The 18,014-nt window shown below is 69.8% G+C and carries 11 protein-coding genes and 1 tRNA gene; 7 read left to right on the top strand and 5 right to left on the bottom strand.

The genetic code is table 11. The features are described 5' to 3' along the window. Positions 1-8: 8 nt before the first annotated feature. Positions 9-2,828, bottom strand: a complete 2,820-nt coding sequence (locus ACO2Q1_RS04325; protein WP_423328318.1) for a M16 family metallopeptidase — start codon at positions 2,826-2,828, stop codon at positions 9-11. 265 nt (positions 2,829-3,093) lie between these two features. Between ACO2Q1_RS04325 and ACO2Q1_RS04320 the strand changes: the two genes are divergently transcribed. From ACO2Q1_RS04320 to ACO2Q1_RS04310, 3 genes are all read left to right on the top strand, one after another. Continuing rightward, positions 3,094-4,536 carry an NAD(P)-dependent oxidoreductase gene (locus ACO2Q1_RS04320; protein ID WP_423328317.1) on the top strand — a complete coding sequence of 481 codons (1,443 nt, stop codon included), beginning with the start codon at positions 3,094-3,096 and terminating at the stop codon, positions 4,534-4,536. Next, the gene (gltB, locus tag ACO2Q1_RS04315; protein ID WP_423328316.1) at positions 4,533-9,059 is read left to right on the top strand and encodes a glutamate synthase large subunit; all 4,527 of its coding nucleotides are present in this window, start codon (positions 4,533-4,535) and stop codon (positions 9,057-9,059) included. Before ACO2Q1_RS04320 ends, gltB begins: the two co-directional genes overlap by 4 nt. Before the next feature lie 83 nt (positions 9,060-9,142). Next, entirely contained in the window at positions 9,143-9,685 is a 543-nt protein-coding gene (locus tag ACO2Q1_RS04310; protein ID WP_423328315.1) for a hypothetical protein, read from the top strand. A 27-nt stretch (positions 9,686-9,712) separates the two neighbouring features. On the opposite strand, the gene ACO2Q1_RS04305 is transcribed toward ACO2Q1_RS04310, so the two are convergent. After that, positions 9,713-9,789: transfer RNA gene (locus ACO2Q1_RS04305), tRNA-Met, on the bottom strand. Between the two features lie 120 nt (positions 9,790-9,909). Between ACO2Q1_RS04305 and ACO2Q1_RS04300 the strand changes: the two genes are divergently transcribed. Further along, entirely contained in the window at positions 9,910-11,199 is a 1,290-nt protein-coding gene (locus ACO2Q1_RS04300; protein WP_423328314.1) for a PQQ-dependent sugar dehydrogenase, read from the top strand. Between the two features lie 217 nt (positions 11,200-11,416). Here the strand turns inward: ACO2Q1_RS04300 and ACO2Q1_RS04295 are convergent, their stop codons facing one another. The 3 genes from ACO2Q1_RS04295 to ACO2Q1_RS04285 form a co-directional block, all read right to left on the bottom strand. After that, entirely contained in the window at positions 11,417-12,232 is an 816-nt protein-coding gene (locus tag ACO2Q1_RS04295) for a TIGR02186 family protein (RefSeq protein WP_423328313.1), read from the bottom strand. Continuing rightward, positions 12,232-13,155 (bottom strand): sulfite exporter TauE/SafE family protein, encoded by a 924-nt coding sequence (locus tag ACO2Q1_RS04290; protein WP_423328312.1) that lies wholly within the window; start codon positions 13,153-13,155, stop codon positions 12,232-12,234. Before ACO2Q1_RS04290 ends, ACO2Q1_RS04295 begins: the two co-directional genes overlap by 1 nt. A gap of 97 nt (positions 13,156-13,252) precedes the next feature. Further along, complete coding sequence (locus ACO2Q1_RS04285; protein WP_423328311.1) at positions 13,253-16,114, bottom strand: hypothetical protein; 2,862 nt, start codon at positions 16,112-16,114, stop codon at positions 13,253-13,255. A 223-nt stretch (positions 16,115-16,337) separates the two neighbouring features. Here ACO2Q1_RS04285 and ACO2Q1_RS04280 point away from each other — a divergent pair, with 223 nt between their 5' ends. From ACO2Q1_RS04280 to ACO2Q1_RS04270, 3 genes are all read left to right on the top strand, one after another. After that, entirely contained in the window at positions 16,338-16,547 is a 210-nt protein-coding gene (locus ACO2Q1_RS04280; protein WP_423328310.1) for a hypothetical protein, read from the top strand. A gap of 74 nt (positions 16,548-16,621) precedes the next feature. Then, positions 16,622-17,131 carry a pyridoxamine 5'-phosphate oxidase family protein gene (locus ACO2Q1_RS04275; RefSeq protein WP_423328309.1) on the top strand — a complete coding sequence of 170 codons (510 nt, stop codon included), beginning with the start codon at positions 16,622-16,624 and terminating at the stop codon, positions 17,129-17,131. A 157-nt stretch (positions 17,132-17,288) separates the two neighbouring features. Then, positions 17,289-18,014, top strand: coding sequence for a hypothetical protein (locus tag ACO2Q1_RS04270; protein WP_423328308.1), 726 nt, complete (start codon positions 17,289-17,291; stop codon positions 18,012-18,014).

Here is an 18,014-nt window from a genome sequence, read left to right as displayed (position 1 = left end):
GCGCGGTCCTACTGGACCGGCTTGCCCCAGGTGTCGACCACCGTGACCTCGCCGAGGTTAAGCCCCTTGAGGCGCTCGGTGACGGCGGCGGCGTCGCCGACCACGACCCAGGTCGTGGGACCGGAGCCGACGACGGTGCGGGCCGCCTCGGCGGCGTCGCGGGTCGTCGTGGCCCTGACCATCTGGGCGTAGGTGTCATAGTAGTTCTCGGGCCGGCCATAGACGACCATCGAGGTCAGTTCGCCCATGACCGCGCCGTTGGTTTCCCAGCCGCCGGCCATGCCCTGAATGATGTTGGCCTTGACCGCATTGAGTTCGGTCTCGGTCAGCGGACGCGAGCCGGTGACCTCGGACAACTCCTTGCGGATCTCGCCGACGCTTTCGATGGCCTTGTCCGACTGGACCGCCGCCGAGGCCGCGAACAGGCGGGGGCCGTTGGCGGCGCGCACGCCCGAACCGGCGCCGTAGGACCAGTGCTTGTCCTCACGCAGGTTCATGTTGATGCGGCTGGTGAAGGCGCCGCCCAGGGCCGTGTTGAACACGTCCTGCTCGGCTTCGGTCGCGGCGTCGAACGGCGCGGTCAGGCGGCCGGCCATGATCACCGTCTGCGGTCCCGGACGGTTGACGACCAGGACGCGGCTCGGCGCGCCGGCGGACGGGGTCGGCCGTTCAGGACGCGCCGGCAGCGGGGAGGCGGGAGCCTTCCAGCCGCGCAGGGCGCGTTCGAGCTGCGCGGTCAGATCGGCCAGCTGGACGTCGCCGACGACGACCAGGGTGGCGTTGTCGGGGCGGAACCAGGCGGCGTGGAAGGCCTCGGCGTCGGCCGGGGTCAGACCGGCGACCGTTTCCTCGGTGCCCGAACCGGGGCGGCCGTAGGGGTTGCCCGGCCCGAAGGTCGAGGCGGCCAGGACGCGGTTGGCGACGGCGCCGGGGCTGCGGTTCGTCTGCTGGATGCCGGCGACCTGCTGGGCGCGGGCGCGGTTGAAGTCCTCGGCGCGGAAGGCCGGGTTCTGGATCACGTCGGCGTAGAGGTCGAGCGACGGAGCCAGGCGCGACGACAGGGCCGTCATGCTGACCGAGGTGTAGTCGGTCGCCGAGCCGGCGCCGAGGGTCGCGCCCAGCAGTTGCAGACGATCGGAAATCTCGAGCGCGTCGAGTTCATCCGTGCCGTTGGTCATGACCGAGGGGGCCAGATTGGCCAGGCCCAGCTTGGCGTCGCTGTCGACCGCCGAGCCGGCGCCGACGATCAGGTTCATGCTGACCGTGGGCACGCCCGAGCGCGAGGCCAGCACGACCTTCAGCCCGTTCGACAGTGTCGCGTGCTGGACGTCAGGGAAGACCGCCGCCGGCACCTCGCCGGTGGCGGGCACGCCCGCCGAGCGATCGACCCCGGTCGGAGCCGCCGAATATTCCGGGAAGGGCAGGACGTTCAGGCGATAGCTGCCGTCCGTCAGCCAGGCGCGGCCGGCGGCGGTCAGATTGGCGGCCGTCGCGGCCTGGAGCCGGTCATAGCTGACTTTCCAGGCGCCCGGATCACCGTGATAGACTTGGCTCTCGGCCAGCAGGTCGGACTTGCCGCCGAAGCCGCCGATCCGCTCCAGGCCGCGCACCATGCCGGCGCCGACGTTCGTGCGGGCGCGCTCCAGTTCCTCGGCCGTCGGACCGTCGCGGAGCAGTCTGGCCAGTTCCTCATCGACGATGGCCTCGATCCGGGCCATGTCCTGACCCGGTTTGGCGGTGACCATGATCAGGAACTGGCTGCCGATCTCGGCCTCGGCGTTGAAGGCGGCGGTCTGGGTGGCGATCTGCTCGTCGAACACCAGGCGCTTGTAGAGGCGCGAGTTGCGGCCCGAGGTCAGGACCTGGGCCAGCAGGCCCAGATAGTCGCTGTCGGCGGCGCCGGTCTCGGGCGTGTTCCAGACCTTGTACATGCGCGGCTGGCCGACGCGGTCGTACATGGTCTCGGTCTTGTAGCCGGTCATCTTGGCGATCATCGACTCGGCGTGGGTGACCGGGGGACCCGAGGGGATGTCGCCGAAGTATTTCTCGACCTTGGCCTTGGCCTCTTCCGGCGTGATGTCGCCGGCCAGGACGATCACGGCGTTGGCGGCGCCGTAGTAGTCCTTGAACCACTGCTGCACCGTGGCCAGGTCGGCGGCGTTCAGGTCGTCCATCGAACCGATGACGGTGTGGCCGTAGGGGTGGTCGGACGGATAGGTGGCGGCGGTGATGGCGTCCCAGACGCGGCCGTAGGGCTGGTTCTCGCCCTGGCGCTTCTCGTTCTGGACCACGCCGCGCTGCTCATCGAGGCGCGCCTGGTCAATGGCGCCGAGCAGGTGGCCCATCCGGTCGCTCTCGAGCCACAGCATGGCGTCGAGCGCCGAGGTCGGGACGTTCTGGAAATAGTTGGTGCGGTCGGTGTTGGTGGTGCCGTTCTGGTCGGTGGCGCCCAGCAGCTCCGTGCCCTTGAAGAAGTCGTTGTTGTAGTTCTCCGACCCGTTGAACATCAGGTGCTCGAACAGGTGGGCGAAGCCGGACCGGCCGGTCGGCTCGTTCTTGGAGCCGACGTGGTACCAGATGTTGACCGCCACGACCGGCGTCTTGTGGTCCTCGTGGACGATCAGCGTCAGGCCGTTGTCCAGAACGAACTTCGTATAGGGAATGTCGAGCGCCGGCAGGGGCGCCAGGCGTTCGCCGCGGGCCTGGGCCGTCACGGCGGGCGCGGCGACGAGGGCGCTCGCGGCGTCCTGGGCCAGGGCGGGGGCGGAGAGGAGGACGGAGGCGGCGACGCCTCCCATCAAGGCAAGTCGACGGACGGACGAACGCATGGAAACCTCGGGTGAGTGTGGCGATCCTGTGACCGCGACCCCTCGGTAAAGGCTGGCCGACGCCGCCGCAAAGGCGCAGCGCCTTAACTTTTCGTCATGGTTGCGCCGCAGATGCGAGAGCGACTCGCAGCTCGGATGCGGCGCGATGGAATGAAACGGTCGCATTGCAACACTCAGGCGCAATTGAATTGCGTCTGTGACGTTGAAACATCGATTTATCGGAATCCATTTGCGCAAATGGGTCGATTTGCGCTTTATGCCGCACATGCAAAAGACCGGATCCTCGCCCGCCAAGGGCTTCGTCGTAGAACCGCGCCGCCTGCCCAAGGCGGCTGCGGAGAAACGCGTGCAGGATTTCGGCGAGATCATCGTCAAGCCGACAACGGCCAATGTCGAGGTCCAGGCCGGTCGTTGCACCTCGTGCGGCGTGCCCTTCTGCCAGGACGCCTGTCCGCTGCAGAACAATATCCCGGACTGGCTGAATCTGGCCTCGCAGGACGAGATGCGCGAGGCGTGGCGCGCGTCGTCGGAGACCTCGACCCTGCCGGAGATCTGCGGCCGGATCTGTCCGCAGGACCGACTGTGCGAGGGGGCCTGCACCCTGAACGTCTCGGGTTGGGAGGCGGTGACCATCGGCTCGGTCGAGGCCTTCATCGCCGACACCGCCTTCGACAACGGCTGGGTCGAGCCGATCCGGCCCCTGTATGAGCGCGGCCAGTCGGTGGGGATCGTCGGCGCGGGTCCGGCCGGGATGGCGGCGGCGGACCGGCTGCGCTCGGCCGGCTATCAGGTCACCGTCTATGACCGGCACGACCGGGCCGGCGGACTGCTGATGTACGGCATTCCCGGCTTCAAGCTGGAAAAGCGGATCGTTCAGCGGCGCCTGGACCGTCTGGCCGAGGGCGGGGTGACGTTCGTGACCGGCTGCGAGGTCGGCAAGGACGTGTCGCTGGAGGAATTGCGCGAACGGCATGACGCCGTGCTGCTGGCGATGGGCGTCTATAATGCACGGGCCCTGTCGGTTCCGGGGGCGGGGCCGGGGGATACGCTTCCGGCGCTCGACTATCTGATCCAGCAGAACCGGCGCGATCTAGGCGACGCCGAGGGCGAGGGCTGGACCCATGCGAAGGGCCGTCGGGTTGTGGTCGTGGGCGGCGGCGACACCGCCATGGACTGCGTTCGCACCGCCGTTCGCCAGGGCGCCGAGTCGGTCGTCTGCCTGTATCGTCGCGACAAGGCCAATATGCCCGGCTCGGCCCGCGAGGTTCAGAACGCCGAGGAAGAAGGCGTGGTCTTCGAATGGCTGGGCGCGCCCAAGGCGCTGATGTCGCGGGACGGCGCCGTCTCGGCCGTTCGCGCCGCGCGGATGGCCCTGACCGAGCCGGAGTTCGGCAAGCGCCGCGAGATCATCCCCGTGCCCGGCGGCGATTTCGACCTGTCGGCCGATCTGGTCATCGAAGCCCTGGGGTTCGAGCCCGAGGCGTTCGGCGAGCATCATCCCGATCTGGGCCTGACGGAATGGGGGACGATCGTCACCTCGCAGTCGATCAACACCACCGGCTTCGCCACCAGCCTGCCTGGGGTGTTCGCCGCCGGGGACGCCGTGCGCGGCGCGTCTCTGGTGGTCTGGGCCGTCCGCGACGGTCAGGACGCCGCCGCCGAAATCGACCGCTATCTGCGTACGCGTACCGAGGAACAGGCCGCATGACCTGGCTGGAACAATACAACACGGATCGGCAGCGACTGATCGAGGCCGGCGCCTATGAGCCGTCGTCGGAGAAGGACGCCTGCGGCGTCGGCATGGTGTGCGCCATCGACGGCAAGGCGCGCCGCGACGTGGTGGAGTTGGCGGTCAAGTCGCTGAAGAACGTCGCCCACCGCGGCGCGGTCGATCCCGACGGCCTGTCAGGGGACGGCGCCGGCCTGATGGTCGAGGCGCCGCAGGGCTTCTTCGCCGAGCAGGTGCGGGTGATCGGCCAGGCCCTGCGTCCCGGACCGATCGCCATCGGCCAGATCTTCCTGCCGCGCACCGACCTGGGCGCCCAGGACCGCGCCCGCGCCATCGTCGAGACCGAGGTGCTGCGCGCCGGCTTCTATATCTACGGCTGGCGCCAGACGCCCATTGACCTGTCGGTGGTCGGCGAGAAGGCGGGGGCCACGCGCCCGGAGATCGAACAGATCATGCTGGCGGTTCCGGCCCATCTGGCGGGCGAGGACGACGGCGAGGCGCTGGAGCGGGAACTGTATCTGGTGCGCCGCCGGATCGAGCGCGCGGTCCAGGCCGAGGCCGTGCCGGGCTTCTATATCTGCTCCCTGTCGGCGCGGTCGCTGATCTACAAGGGGATGGTGCGGGCCGAACTGCTGGACCGGCTGTATCCTGATCTGCTGGACCCGACGTTCGAGGCCGCCTACGCCATCTTCCACCAGCGGTATTCGACCAACACCTTCCCCGAGTGGCGGCTGGCCCAGCCGTTCCGGATGCTGGCCCACAACGGCGAGATCAACACGCTGAAGGGCAATCTCAACTGGATGAAGAGCCATGAGATCCGCATGGCCGCCCAGGCTTTCGGCGAGCATGGCGACGATGTGAAGCCGGTGGTCCAGGCGGGGGGGTCGGATTCGGCGGCGCTGGACAATGTGTTCGAGGTGCTGGTGCGCGCCGGGCGTCCGGCGCCGATGGCCAAGGCCCTGCTGATCCCCGAGGCCTGGTCGAAGGATGCGGGCCTCATGAAGGTCGAGCATCAGGCGCTCTACGCCTATTGCAATGCGGTGATGGAGCCGTGGGACGGGCCGGCCGCCATCTGCGCCACCGACGGCCGCTACATCGTCTGCGGCAAGGATCGCAACGGACTGAGGCCGCTGCGGGCGATGACGACGCATGACGGCCTGCTGCTGGCGGGATCGGAGGCGGGCCTGGCGGGCGTGCCGGAGGCGCGGATCGACCGTCGCCTGCCCATCGGGCCGGGGCGGATGATCGTCATCGATCTGAAGGCCGGGACGGTGCTGGACGAAACCCAGGCGATCGACGCCCTGGCCGAGGCCCATCCGTACCGCGAGTGGCTGGACAACATGGTCGATCTGGAGCCGGTGATCGGCCCCGGACCGGAACCGCGCGCGGCCACCGGCGAGGCCCTGACCCGCCGCCAGATCGCCGCCGGATACAGCCGAGAAGATCTGGAGATGCTGCTGGATCCGCTGATCCTGGACGGCAAGGAGGCCATCGGCTCGATGGGCGATGACACACCGCCGGCGGTGCTGTCGGCCCTGCCGCGTCCGTTGGCCCACTATTTCCGCCAGAACTTCTCGCAGGTCACCAACCCGCCGATCGACCCGCTGCGCGAAGCCGGGGCGATGAGCCTGAAGACCCGGTTCAAGAACCTGGGCAACATCCTGGCCGAAGAAGAGGCCCAGACCAATGTCTTCGTGCTGGACAGCCCGGTGCTGACCACGGGCATGTACGAGCGGATGCTGGATGTGGTCGGGGCGGGTTCGACGACGGTCGTCGACTGTTCCTATGCCTTGCCGGAGCCGGGCGCGATCTCGGGCGCGAGCCTGAGGGCGGCCATCGACCGCATCCGCGACGAAGCGGAGGCGGCGGCGCGCGGCGGATCCAGCCTGATCGTCCTGACTGACGAGCGGGCGTCGGAGGACCGGCTGTCGACGCCGATGATCCTGGCCACGGCGGCGGTGCATGGGCGGCTGACCGACAAGGGACTGAGGTCCTTCGTCTCGATCGTGGTGCGGTCGTCCGAAGTGCTGGACCCGCACGGTTTCGCGGTGCTGGTCGGGGTCGGGGCCACGGCGGTCAATCCCTGGCTGGCGCAGGAGATGTTCCAGGAACGCATGGACCGGGGCGTCTATCCGGGCCTGTCGCTGCGCGAGGCCTGCCTGAACTACAAGGCCGGGATCGAGACGGGCCTGCTGAAGACCCTGGCGCGCAAGGGCATCAGCGTGATCTCCGCCTATCGCGGCGGATGCGAATTCGAGGTGCTGGGCCTGAGCCGGGCCCTGACGGCCGAGTTCTTCCCCGGCGCCCCGTCGCGCATCTCGGGCATCGGCATGGCCGGGCTGGAGCAGGCGTCGCTGAAGCGGCACGCGGCGGCCTGGACCGAGGCGACGCCGGTTCCGTCGATCGGCGGATTCTTCCGCATACGGACGGGCGGCGAGAGCCACGCCCATGACGCGCGCACGATCCACCTGCTGCAGGACGCCTGCAATCGGGGGGACTATCGCCGCTTCAAGCAGTATTCCGAGGCGGTGCGGGCCCAGCCGGACAATGCGCCGCGCGACCTGCTGGACTGGCGCGAGGGGCTGACCCCGGTTCCGGTCTATGAGGTCGAGAGCGTTTCGGACATCCGCAAGCGGTTCCTGACGCCCGGCATGTCGCTGGGCGCGCTGAGCCCCGAAGCCCACGGCGTGCTGAACGTCGCCATGAACCGGATCGGCGCCCGCTCGGTGTCGGGCGAGGGCGGCGAGGATCCGGAGCGTTACGCCACGCGGCCGGACGGCGACAACATGAACTCGGCGGTCAAGCAGATCGCCTCGGGCCGGTTCGGCGTCACGGCCGAATATCTGAACCAGTGCCGCGAGATCGAGATCAAGGTGGCCCAGGGCGCCAAGCCCGGCGAGGGCGGCCAGCTGCCCGGCTTCAAGGTGACCGAGTTCATCGGGCGGATGCGGCACGCCGTGCCGGGCACGACCCTGATCAGCCCGCCGCCGCACCACGACATCTATTCGATCGAGGATCTGGCGCAGCTGATCTACGACCTGAAGTCGATCAACCCGCAGGCGCGGGTGACGGTGAAGCTGGTCTCGGCGTCGGGCATCGGGGCGATCGCCTCGGGCGTGGCCAAGGCGAAGGCCGACGCCATCCTGATCGCGGGCCACAATGGCGGCACCGGCGCCTCGCCCCAGTCGTCCATCAAGCACGCGGGCCTGCCCTGGGAGATCGGTCTGGCCGAGACCCATCAGGTGCTGAGCCTGAACAATCTGCGCAGCCACGTCGTGGTGCGGGCCGACGGCGGGATGCGCACCGGGCGCGACATCGTCATCGCCGCGATCCTGGGCGCCGAGGAGTTCAATATCGGCACCGCCAGCCTGATCGCCATGGGCTGTCTGATGGTGCGCCAGTGCCATTCGAACACCTGTCCGGTCGGCGTCTGTTCGCAGGACCCGCGTCTGCGCGAGAAGTTCACCGGAACGGCCGACAAGGTGGTCAACCTGTTCAGCTTCATCGCCGAGGAGGTGCGCGAGATCCTGGCCCAGCTGGGGGCGCGGACCCTGGACGAGATCGTCGGCCGGACCGATCTGCTGCGTCAGGTGCGGCGCGGGGGGTCGCATCTGGACGACCTGGACCTGAATCCGCTGCTGGTTCAGGTCGATCCGGGCGAGCGCAAGGCCTGGGCCGAAAAGGGGCGGGCCGAGATTCCGCCGACCCTGGACGAGCGGGTGCTGAACGACGCCTGGGCCTTCCTCGACCGGGGCCAGACGTCGGAGCTGAGCTATCCGATCTCCAACGTCATGCGCACGATCGGCGCGGGCGTGTCTTCGGCCATCGTGCGGCGCTGGGGACCGGCCGGTCCGGCGGGGGTGCTGACCCTGAAGCTGACCGGATCGGCCGGCCAGTCGTTCGGCGCCTTCGCGGCCAGGGGCCTGAAGCTGGAGCTGACCGGCGAGGCCAACGACTATGTCGGCAAGGGCCTGTCGGGCGCCGAGATCGTGGTGCGTCCGGTGGAGTGGCGCGAGCGCCAGCCGATGGTCGGCAACACCACCCTGTACGGCGCGACGTCGGGGCGGCTGTTCGTGGCCGGATCGGGCGGCGAACGGTTCGGGGTGCGCAACTCCGGCGCCGAGGCGGTCGTCGAGGGGCTGGGCGCCCACGGCTGTGAATATATGACCGGCGGTCGGGTGGTGGTGCTGGGCTCCACCGGATGGAACCTGGCGGCGGGCATGTCGGGCGGCGAGCTGTTCGTCATGGATGACGTCGATCGGGTGAAGCTGGCGCTGAACGGCGACATGGCCGAGATCACGCCGACCACTCCAGCGTCGGACGAGCGGCTGCGCGCCCTGGTCCAGGCCCATGCGGCGGCGACGGGTTCGCCCCTGGCCCGTCGCCTGCTGTCCAACTGGGCGGAGGCGTCGGCGCGGTTCGTGCGGATCACGCCGTCGACCGTGGCCCGGGCCGAGGCGGCGGAACGGAGCGACGCCCAGGCCCTGGCGGAGCCCGCCTGAGGCCAAGGCTTCGGCTCGGGTCTGGAACCGGACGGCGACCCGTGCGCTGTTGCGGTTACAGTCACGCTTGCCGGAGCCCGCCCATGACATCCTTTCGCCCTGCGATCCTCGCCGCCCTGATGGCGGTTGGTGCGAGCACGCTGGGCGCCTGCGCCTCCATCCCCGGCATGTCGGGAGTGGAACTGAACCGCGAGCAGGCGAACCAGGGTGGGGCGACGTTCCGCGACGGCGTCGCGACGGCGGCGACCGCGCCGCTGGATGATCTGAACCTGCGGCGGCAAGAGGTGCCGGAGGTGCTGATCGCCGCCCGGCGCGCGCCCTACGCCACCGACGGCCTGCGTCGGTGCGCCGCCGTGATCGCCCAGATCGACGATCTGGACGAGGCTCTGGGCCCCGACGTCGATCAGCCGCAGGCCGCCCAGGGCACGGGAGAACAGGCCGCCAATGTCGCCCTGGACGTGGTGCGCGACACGGCCACGGACTTCATTCCGCTGAGAAGCTGGGTGCGCCGCCTGTCGGGCGCGGCGGCGCATGACCGCGAAGTTCAGGCGGCCATCCGGGCGGGACTGGTCCGTCGAGGCTTCCTGAAGGGCGTGGCGCTGCAACGCCGTTGTGCGCGGGGCTGAGAGCCGAGGTCTGGAGAGGCTTCCGCGTGGTGGTTGGAGGCGGGATCGAACCGCCGACCTGTGGGTTATGAATCCACCGCTCTAACCATCTGAGCTACCCAACCGTAGGGGCGTCAAAACGCCGCCGCACGCGGAAGAGGGGTCGCTATATAGTGGACCTCGACGCGGTTCAAGACCGCCGTTTCCGCTTGCGGCGGGAACGGAGGCCCATAAGAGGAATCGTCATGTTCCATCGCCTGCGCCCCACGGAGACCCCGATGCGCCTTTTCCGCCAGACCCTGTCCCGCAAGTCTCTCCTGATCGCCGGGGCCGCGGCCGGCCTGTCGCTGGCGGCGGCGTGTGGGGCGAGCGGCCAGAGCGGGGCGGGCGGCGAGCCGGGGACGCCCCTGGAGACTCGCCCGGCCAACGCCCCCAGCCAGCAGCCGGCCTTCGCCGGACAGACGCGGGCCCCCGCCGTGCGCACCGAGGCGGCGCTGGCCCATACGGTGGTGGCGTCCGGGCTGAACCATCCCTGGGGCCTGGCCCTGCTGCCGGACGGGCGCTGGCTGGTGACGGAACGCGCCGGAACCCTGCGGATCATCGGCGCCGACGGGGCCAAGGGCGAGCCGATCGCGGGCCTGCCCGCCGTGGCCGCGCGCGGGCAGGGCGGTCTGCTGGACGTGGCGCTGAGCCCGTCGTTCGCCACGGACCGGATGATCTTCTGGGCCTATTCCGAGCCGCGCGACGGCGGCAACGCCACCTCGATCGCCAGCGGGCGTCTGGCGGATGACGGGACGCGGGTGGAGCAGGTGAAGGTGATCTTCCGCGCCATGCCGACCTATGACGGGGACAAGCATTTCGGCGGCGCCCTGACCTTCGCGCCCGACGGCAAGCTGTTCCTGACCCTGGGCGAACGGTCCGACCGGCCGATGCGGCCGCAGGCGCAGGACCTGGGGTCGCACATGGGCAAGATCATCCGCATCAACGCCGACGGATCGGCGCCGCAGGACAATCCCTTCGTCGGCCGCGCGGGCGCCCTGCCCGAGATCTGGAGCCTGGGTCACCGCAGTCCGCAGGGGGTGGTGGTCACGCCCCAGGGGCAGGTCTGGACGGTCGAACACGGGGCCCGGGGCGGCGACGAACTGAACCTGACCCAGGCCAGCCGGAACTATGGCTGGCCCGACGCCGCCTATGGCATCGAATACGCCGGCGGGCCGATCGGGGCCGGGGCGACGCAGAAGGACGGCACCGAACAGCCGGTCTATTACTGGGATCCGGTGATCGCGCCGGGCGGGATGACCCTGTATTCGGGCGCCATGTTCCCCGGCTGGAACGGCAATCTGCTGGTCGCGGCCCTGAGGGAGAAGCATATCGCGCGCCTGGTGATCGAGAATGACCGGGTCGTGGGCGAGGAGCGGCTGCTGACGGACCTGGGCGAGCGCGTGCGCGACGTCGCGGTAGGACCGGACGGCGCCGTCTGGGCCATCACGGACGAGGACGACGGCAAGCTGGTGCGGCTGGCCCGAGCCGGGTGACGGCGACGGCGAGCGTCCTGGAGGCCTGGCCTCCGAGTCGAACGGAGGGTGATCGGGTTTGCGGACCCGCTGCGTATCCACTCCGCCACCAGGCCGTGTCCGTTCGGACGTCGGGGTCGCGCGGACGCGCGACCCTGTGACAGGATGTCGCAGATCTAGCGGCGGAGTCTGAACAAAGGGTTGCGGCCTTGGGGGCAAGCCCTGATTTTACAGGCCGTTACCTTCGCCGGAACACCCAGGATGCGGCATAGCCGGTGACCGCCGCCAGGAGCACGCAGACCAGGCCGTAGGTCCAGGGCCGGCGGTGGGCGAATTCGTAGATGTCGCGCTCCACCCCGACCTTGTCGACGGTGAGGGTCAGGTTGGAGACCGAGCGGGGCTCGCCCTGCTGGAACAGCCAGACCTCGGCGTAGTAGCGGCCGGTCGGGGCGACGGCCGGGAGCTTGAGTTCGGCGCGGAACAGGCCCTGATCGACGAAGCGGACGCCCTGGGGGTCGGTGTCGTAGAGGGCGGCGGCCTCCTTCAGGCGGATGACCGCGCGGCGCCAATCTAGATAGTCCGAGCCCAGCTGGCTGACGACGACGTCGCGGACGCCATAGCGGGTCACGCTGCGCGCCTCCTCCGGGGCGTCGATGCGCAGATGATCGACGCCCAGCCCCAGGCGACGCAACTGGCCGAAGTCGGAAATCTGGTTCAGCGGCCGGGTTGAGGCCGCCATGTAGAAGCCGGGCGCGCCCTCGAACAGGACCGGGCGGCTGTTGAGCCAGACGCCCATGTGCCGAGTCTTCTTCACCAGGCGGACCGGGGCGTCAGGTCCGCGCACCACCACCACGACATCGGCGGGATCGGGCGTGGGGTTGAAGACCGCGCCGTACAGGACGATCGACGCGCCGCGGAAGCTGGAGTCGACCCGAACCTGCGCGTCGGTCAGGGCGGCGACGACGCGCAGGTCGGTCACGGTCGAGACCGACTGGGCCGGGGCGGGAGCCGGGGCGCTGACGGCGGGGGGCGGGGGGAGCTCGGCCTGGAACATCAGTCCGCCACCCCCGGCGCCAGGAGGAAGATTTCCGAGGGACGGACGAACAGCTCCAGCCCCATATGGATGCCCACGGCCAGCACGATGACGCCGAGCAGGGCGCGCAGTTCCTCGGCGCGGAACCGGCCCGCGAAGCGTGCCCCCGCCTGGGCCCCCACGACGCCGCCGAACAGCAGAAGCGAGGACAGGACGATGTCGACCGTCTGGTTGCGGCCCGCCTGCAGCACGGTGGTGATGGCGGTGGTGATGATGATCTGGAACAGGCTGGTGCCGACGACCACGCCGGCCCGCATGCGAAGGACATAGAGCATGGCGGGGACAAGGATGAAGCCGCCGCCCACGCCCATGATGGCCGACAGGACCCCGGCGAAGACCCCAAGCGCCAGCGGCGGGATGGCGCTGATGTAGAGCCCGGACTTGGGGAAGCGCATGCGGAACGGCAGGCCGTAGAGGAACAGCGGCCGGCGGCGGTCCCGGTGCGGCGCCGGCTCGCCCCGCTGGCGACGCAGGATCTCGGTGACGCTTTCGTACAGCATCAGCCCGCCGATGGCGCCGAGGAAGACCAGATAGGAAAGGGCCACCACCAGGTCGGCCTGGCCGAGGAGGCGCAGGTAGCGAAACACCTCGACCCCGGCGAGGGCGCCCAGGGCGCCGCCGAGGGCCATGATGCCGCCCATGCGGAAGTCGACCGCGCCCTGGCCCGAGTAGCGGATGACCCCGGATGTGGAGGAGGCCACGACGTGGCTGGCCTGGCTGGCCACGGCCACGGTGGGGGGGATGCCGAGGAAGACCAGCACCGGGGCCATCAGGAAGCCGCCGCCGATGCCGAACAGACCGGACACGAAGCCGACCACCGCACCCAGCAAGACCAGGAGCGGCCAGTTCACCGAAACCTCGGCGATCGGCAGGTAGATGTCCAAAGGGCCGGCCTTCGGCTGGGATGCGACATGCCCCTGGGGGCGTGTCAGGTCTTAGACGCGGTCCCGACGCGGGGCCACCCCTTGCGCCCGTCAGGCGTCAGGATTCGCCGGAAACGACGAAGGCGGCGGCGGCCTCGCGGGCGGCGCGAACGCCGGCTGAGGGAACGGCGCGGGTGAGGCGATCGGCCGATTCACGCGCCTGCTGGTCGCCGGCCTTGGCGGCGATGAGGTACCATTTCAACGCTTCGGTAGGATTGGCGGCGACGCCGCCGCCTCCGATCTCGTAGATCTTGCCGGCGTTGAACTGGCTGTCGACCCAGCCGCGGTCCGCCGCCTTTTCGAGCCAGGCCAGGGCCTCGGCCGGATTGCGCTGTCCGCCGACGCCGTCGAACAGGAACATGGCGTAGGCGTGCATGCCGCGCGGGTCGCCGCCCTCGGCCGCGCGCCGGGCCCAGGTGCGGGCTTCGGTCAGGTTCTGCGCCGCACCGCCGACGCCGCTCTGATAGAGGTCCACCAGTTTCAACTGGGCCGCCGCCATGCCGAGATTGGCCGCCTGGGTCAGGGTGTCGACGCCCGCCTTGTCGCCGGCGTCGATCTGCTCCAGCGCCTTGTCGTACAGGGCCTGGGCCTCGGGCGAGGCGATTTCGGGCGTCAGGGCCACCGCGGCCAGCGGGACATCAGCCTCGGCCGGCGAGGTGGCGGCGGCGTCCAGACCGAGAATGCGATCCAGGCCGGGGATGGTCAGGGCGTCCATGCCCGTCAGGCGTCCCGTCACATAGACAGCCCCGACGAGGGCCGTGGCGGTGACGGAGGCCAGCAGCGCCTTGCGCGCCGTCGATCCCTCGCGCTGGGCCTGTTTGTCGAGACGTTCCTGCAGGCGGGACTTGCCGCCGCGCTTGAGGCCGAAGGCGCCGCGAGGGGACGGCTCTTCGACCGGAGGCGCGGCCATGGCGGCGCGGGCCGCGTCGATGGCCGATTGCGCGCCGCCGGCGCGGGCGTTGGCGGCCCCGGCGGCCAGACCGGCGCGCATGGCCTGGGCGTCGATGAAGTCGGACGCGGCCGGGATCGGCTCCGGCTCGTAACCCAGCGGGTCCGGCTCCACGGCGACAGCGCCGAAGGCCGGCGCCTGGGTCGCGAACGGCGCGCTCGAGGTCGGAGCGGCGTGATCGAGGGCCGCCGAGGGGCCAGTCGCGGCGAGGGCGTCGGTCACATCAGCGCCGCCGAAGCCGGGCGACGATGGCCGCTCTTCGGCGCCGGGCCAGTCCGCCGCCATTTCGGCGATCAGCCGATCGACGGGATCGGCCGCCGCCAGCGCCCGGCCCGGCGCGGCGGGTGCTTCCTGCGCCGGGAAGGCGGCAGGGAAGGGAGCGGGGCCGGAGGCCGCATCACTCTTCGGCGCGGCGTCGTCGAAGGCTTCTTCAGGGAAGGCGGCGGCGCGCCAGTCGGGCTGGCGGAAGTCGGCGGCGTCGATCGCTCCGAGGTCGAGTTCGCGACGATCAGCGCCCGGCGACGGCTCGGGCGCCTCAATGCGGCGTTCGCGGGCCGTCCGGGCCTGCTCGATCAGGGCGGCGGTGCGTTCCTCGCTCTGGCGCAGGCGCTCGCTGAGTTCGCCGGAGGCGCGGTCCTGGGCGCGTTCGATCCGCTCGAAATTGTCGCCGAGGCGACGGCTGATGTCGTCCAGGGCCTGGGCGGATTTGCGTTCGGACTGGGCGATGCGGTCCGCCAGCCGATCGGAGATGCGGGTGATCTCGGCGCCCAGCTTCTCGATGGCCAGGGCCTGCTGGTCCTCGGCGCGGGTGAGGCGATGCTCGACCTGCTGCGCGTGGCGGGACATCTCGCGATCCAGCTTGTCGCCGAGCGTCTGGTTCAGTTCGGCCGCGAGCGCCTGGCCGACGGTGGCGATCCTGTCGTTGACGGCCGTTTCAGACCGGTCGATCCGGGCGTCCAGCCCGCGCATGCGTCCATCCATGTGCTGGGCGATGCGCAGCACCTCGCGCCCCATGGACTCGATGCCCTGGGCGCCGCGCTGCTCGGCGGCGCGCACCTGTTCCTGGGCGGCGGCGACGGCGGCCTCGATGCGGGAAAGGCGGCTTTCCTGCTCGGCCGTATCGAGCCTGCGGATCATCTCGCTGCGGTTGGCCTCGACCTGGCGGGACAGGGCCTCGGCCAGCTTCTCGAACCGGGCCGCCTCGCGCTGGCCCTGGGGTTCGACCCGGCCTTCGGCGTCGCGCAAGCGGCGGTCGAGATCGGCGAAGGATCGTTCCAGACCCTTGAGCGCCGCCGTGGTCTGGGCCTGGGCCTGGTCCAGGCGATGGGCGGTGCGGGCCAGGGCGTCGGAGCCGTGGCCGGGGCCGACCGCCTTCTCGGCCGTCTCCATCCGCTGGCGCAGTTCATTGAAGCTGGTGCGCTGGCGCTCCTCGATGTCGTAGAGACGCGAGGCGAGCGCGCCGAGGCCCGTCTCGACCTTGCCGAAGGTCTCGGCGGTCTTGGGCCCGGTCTCGCGTTCGAAGTCGCGCAGGCGACGATGACCCTCGCGCAGTTCCTCGGAGATGTCGTCCAGGCGACGGCCGTAGGTGCGGCCGACCGTCTCCTGTCCATCCAGCCGGCGGACGAGGCCGGCGACGGCCTGGTCGATGCCCTGGATGGCGACGGTCGAGCGGCGCTCGGCGGCCTCGAGGCGTCCGGCAAGGGCGTCGACCGAGGCCGCCACCCGCTGGAGGATGTCCTCGGACCCGCCGTACAGGTCGTCCATGCGGCGCGACCGACCCCGACGTTCAAAGGCGTCCGAAGCGTGGGCGCGGCGGCTGAGCGGCACGACGCCGTCGTCCTCGTCGCCGTCGTCCATGATCATGGTGTTGAGCCACTCGCCCAGCGTCATGCCGGAGCGGCGCGCGAGGTCCTTGGCGACTTCCCGGGCCTTGGGGTCGATCCCTTTGACGCTCCAAGGCGCAGCGCTCACTGATTCGCTCCCCGACCCATGACGGATCACGCTAACGGGCAAGATTCGGGGTGTAAATCTGTGGTTAACCCCAAGATGTAGGGGCCGGGCAGCTTCCTGTGGAAATGACCGTCCCCACATGGGGCCTATCGCCCGGATATGGTTAACGACCGATGAAGATTAACGAAGCGGCAAGGACTCGGCGCGGTTGCGTCGGACCGGGACGCGGCGCAGGGAGGCGGTCATGACCCTGACGACGACCCTGATCCTGCTTGCGACGGCCCTGGCCGTGACGGCCTTCGCCGGATGGCGCGGCGCGCGGCCGCCGGACCTGACGAAGGGGCCGAGGATGACGCCCTGGCGGTTCATCATGCTGCTGGGGGCGATGATGGTGTTCCTGCTGGGCATCCACCTGGCCGCCCTGCTGGGCGCGCCGATGCGCTCGCCCGTCTGAAGGCGCGCGGGTGTGGCGGAACAAGGCCGCCCCGCCGGTCATTCCTTCTGAAACCCTCAGACAGGAGAGCCGCCATGGGCGACAAGACCCTCACCGCCGCCGAAGCCGAAGATCATTTCTGGGACGCGCTGAAGTCGTCCAACACCGGCCTGCTGGGCCTGGACCAGCCGGGCTATCACGCCCAGCCCATGACCGCGTTCCGTGACGAGGCGACCAGCACGATCTGGTTCTTCAGCCGGGACGACACCGATCTGGCCCGCGACGCGGCGATCGGCGGCGGGCAGAGCGCCATGTTCCACTATGGCTCGAAGGACCAGAAGGTCTGGGCCTGCATCCACGGCGAACTGTCGGCGCATGGCCCGGACCGGGCGGTGATCGACCGCTACTGGAACCCGGTGCTGGCCGCCTGGTACCCGGAGGGCAAGGACGATCCGCACCTGACGATCCTGCGCTTCGCCGCCGACGAGGGGCGGGTCTGGGTCAGCGAGGGCGGGGTGTTCCGGTTCGCCTATGAGATCGCCAAGGCCAATGTCACCAAGACCCTGCCGGACGCCGGCGGCGTGGCGGACGTGAAGCTGCAATAGGCCAGGCCCAAACCGTCTTTGGCCCCAATTCCGACATTGCGCCTCTCCTTTCTTCCGACCATCGGGGAATGATTGGAGGGGCGCAATGTTGTTCGGTCTAGCCATGGCGGGAACGTTGACGGCTGCGTGCGCACCGTTTCCCGCCCTCGATATTCTGTTGGCCCGCCCCGAGCGCGTCATCGTCGTTGGTGAAATCCATGGAACGGCCGAGGCTCCGGCAGCGATCGGCGAGATGGCTTGCGTGGCCGTACAGAACGAGCCGGTGATCGTGGCGCTGGAGTTGGAGGACACGCTCCAGCCGACGCTTGACGCCTTCTTGGCGGCGCCGGACGCCATGAGCGCAAGGGCGGTCCTGACCGGCTCCAGTCTGCTAAACCGGAAGTATCAGGACGGTCGTTCCAGCCAGGCGATGCTGAATCTGATCGAGCGGCTGCGGCGGTTGAAGACGGAAGGTTTCGATGTTTCGATTCATGCCTTCCAGCCGCAGAGTCTGCCACGCGGCGAGACTCTCGATCAGTCCTGGTACGAGTTGAACATGGCGTTTGCGCTGGCCCAGGCGCGGCACCAGCGGCCAGACGCGCGTGTTATGGCGCTGATGGGAAACTTCCACGCCCGGAAGACCCCCTTCCATGTCTTCCCGGCAGGGGGTGTTCCCGCAGCTGGCCACCTTCCGGCGGGGGAGACTTTCTCCCTGACCATCGCCCAGCAAGGCGGATCGGCCTGGACCTGCGGCGACACAGAATGCGGTGCGGGGCCGGTTCTCGAGAGATACGACCCCGAGGCCAGAGGCGTCATTTTCAAGCCGAGCGAGGACGGCGCCTATGATGGCGTGCTGGCTCTGGGCGTCTGGTCCGCCTCGCCGCCCATCGATGAGGCAGATTGA

The organism is Brevundimonas sp. VNH65 (assembly GCF_049445955.1).
GTDB lineage: Bacteria > Pseudomonadota > Alphaproteobacteria > Caulobacterales > Caulobacteraceae > Brevundimonas.
This window is presented reverse-complemented; position numbering and strand designations above follow the sequence as displayed.

Coding starts and splice junctions, on each gene's coding strand:
- ACO2Q1_RS04325 (WP_423328318.1), bottom strand. CDS start 2,828: ATGCGTTCGTCCGTCCGTCGACTTGCCTTGATGGGAGGCGTCGCCGCC.
- ACO2Q1_RS04320 (WP_423328317.1), top strand. CDS start 3,094: ATGCAAAAGACCGGATCCTCGCCCGCCAAGGGCTTCGTCGTAGAACCG.
- ACO2Q1_RS04280 (WP_423328310.1), top strand. CDS start 16,338: ATGACCCTGACGACGACCCTGATCCTGCTTGCGACGGCCCTGGCCGTG.
- ACO2Q1_RS04300 (WP_423328314.1), top strand. CDS start 9,910: ATGTTCCATCGCCTGCGCCCCACGGAGACCCCGATGCGCCTTTTCCGC.
- ACO2Q1_RS04295 (WP_423328313.1), bottom strand. CDS start 12,232: ATGTTCCAGGCCGAGCTCCCCCCGCCCCCCGCCGTCAGCGCCCCGGCT.
- gltB (WP_423328316.1), top strand. CDS start 4,533: ATGACCTGGCTGGAACAATACAACACGGATCGGCAGCGACTGATCGAG.
- ACO2Q1_RS04275 (WP_423328309.1), top strand. CDS start 16,622: ATGGGCGACAAGACCCTCACCGCCGCCGAAGCCGAAGATCATTTCTGG.
- ACO2Q1_RS04310 (WP_423328315.1), top strand. CDS start 9,143: ATGACATCCTTTCGCCCTGCGATCCTCGCCGCCCTGATGGCGGTTGGT.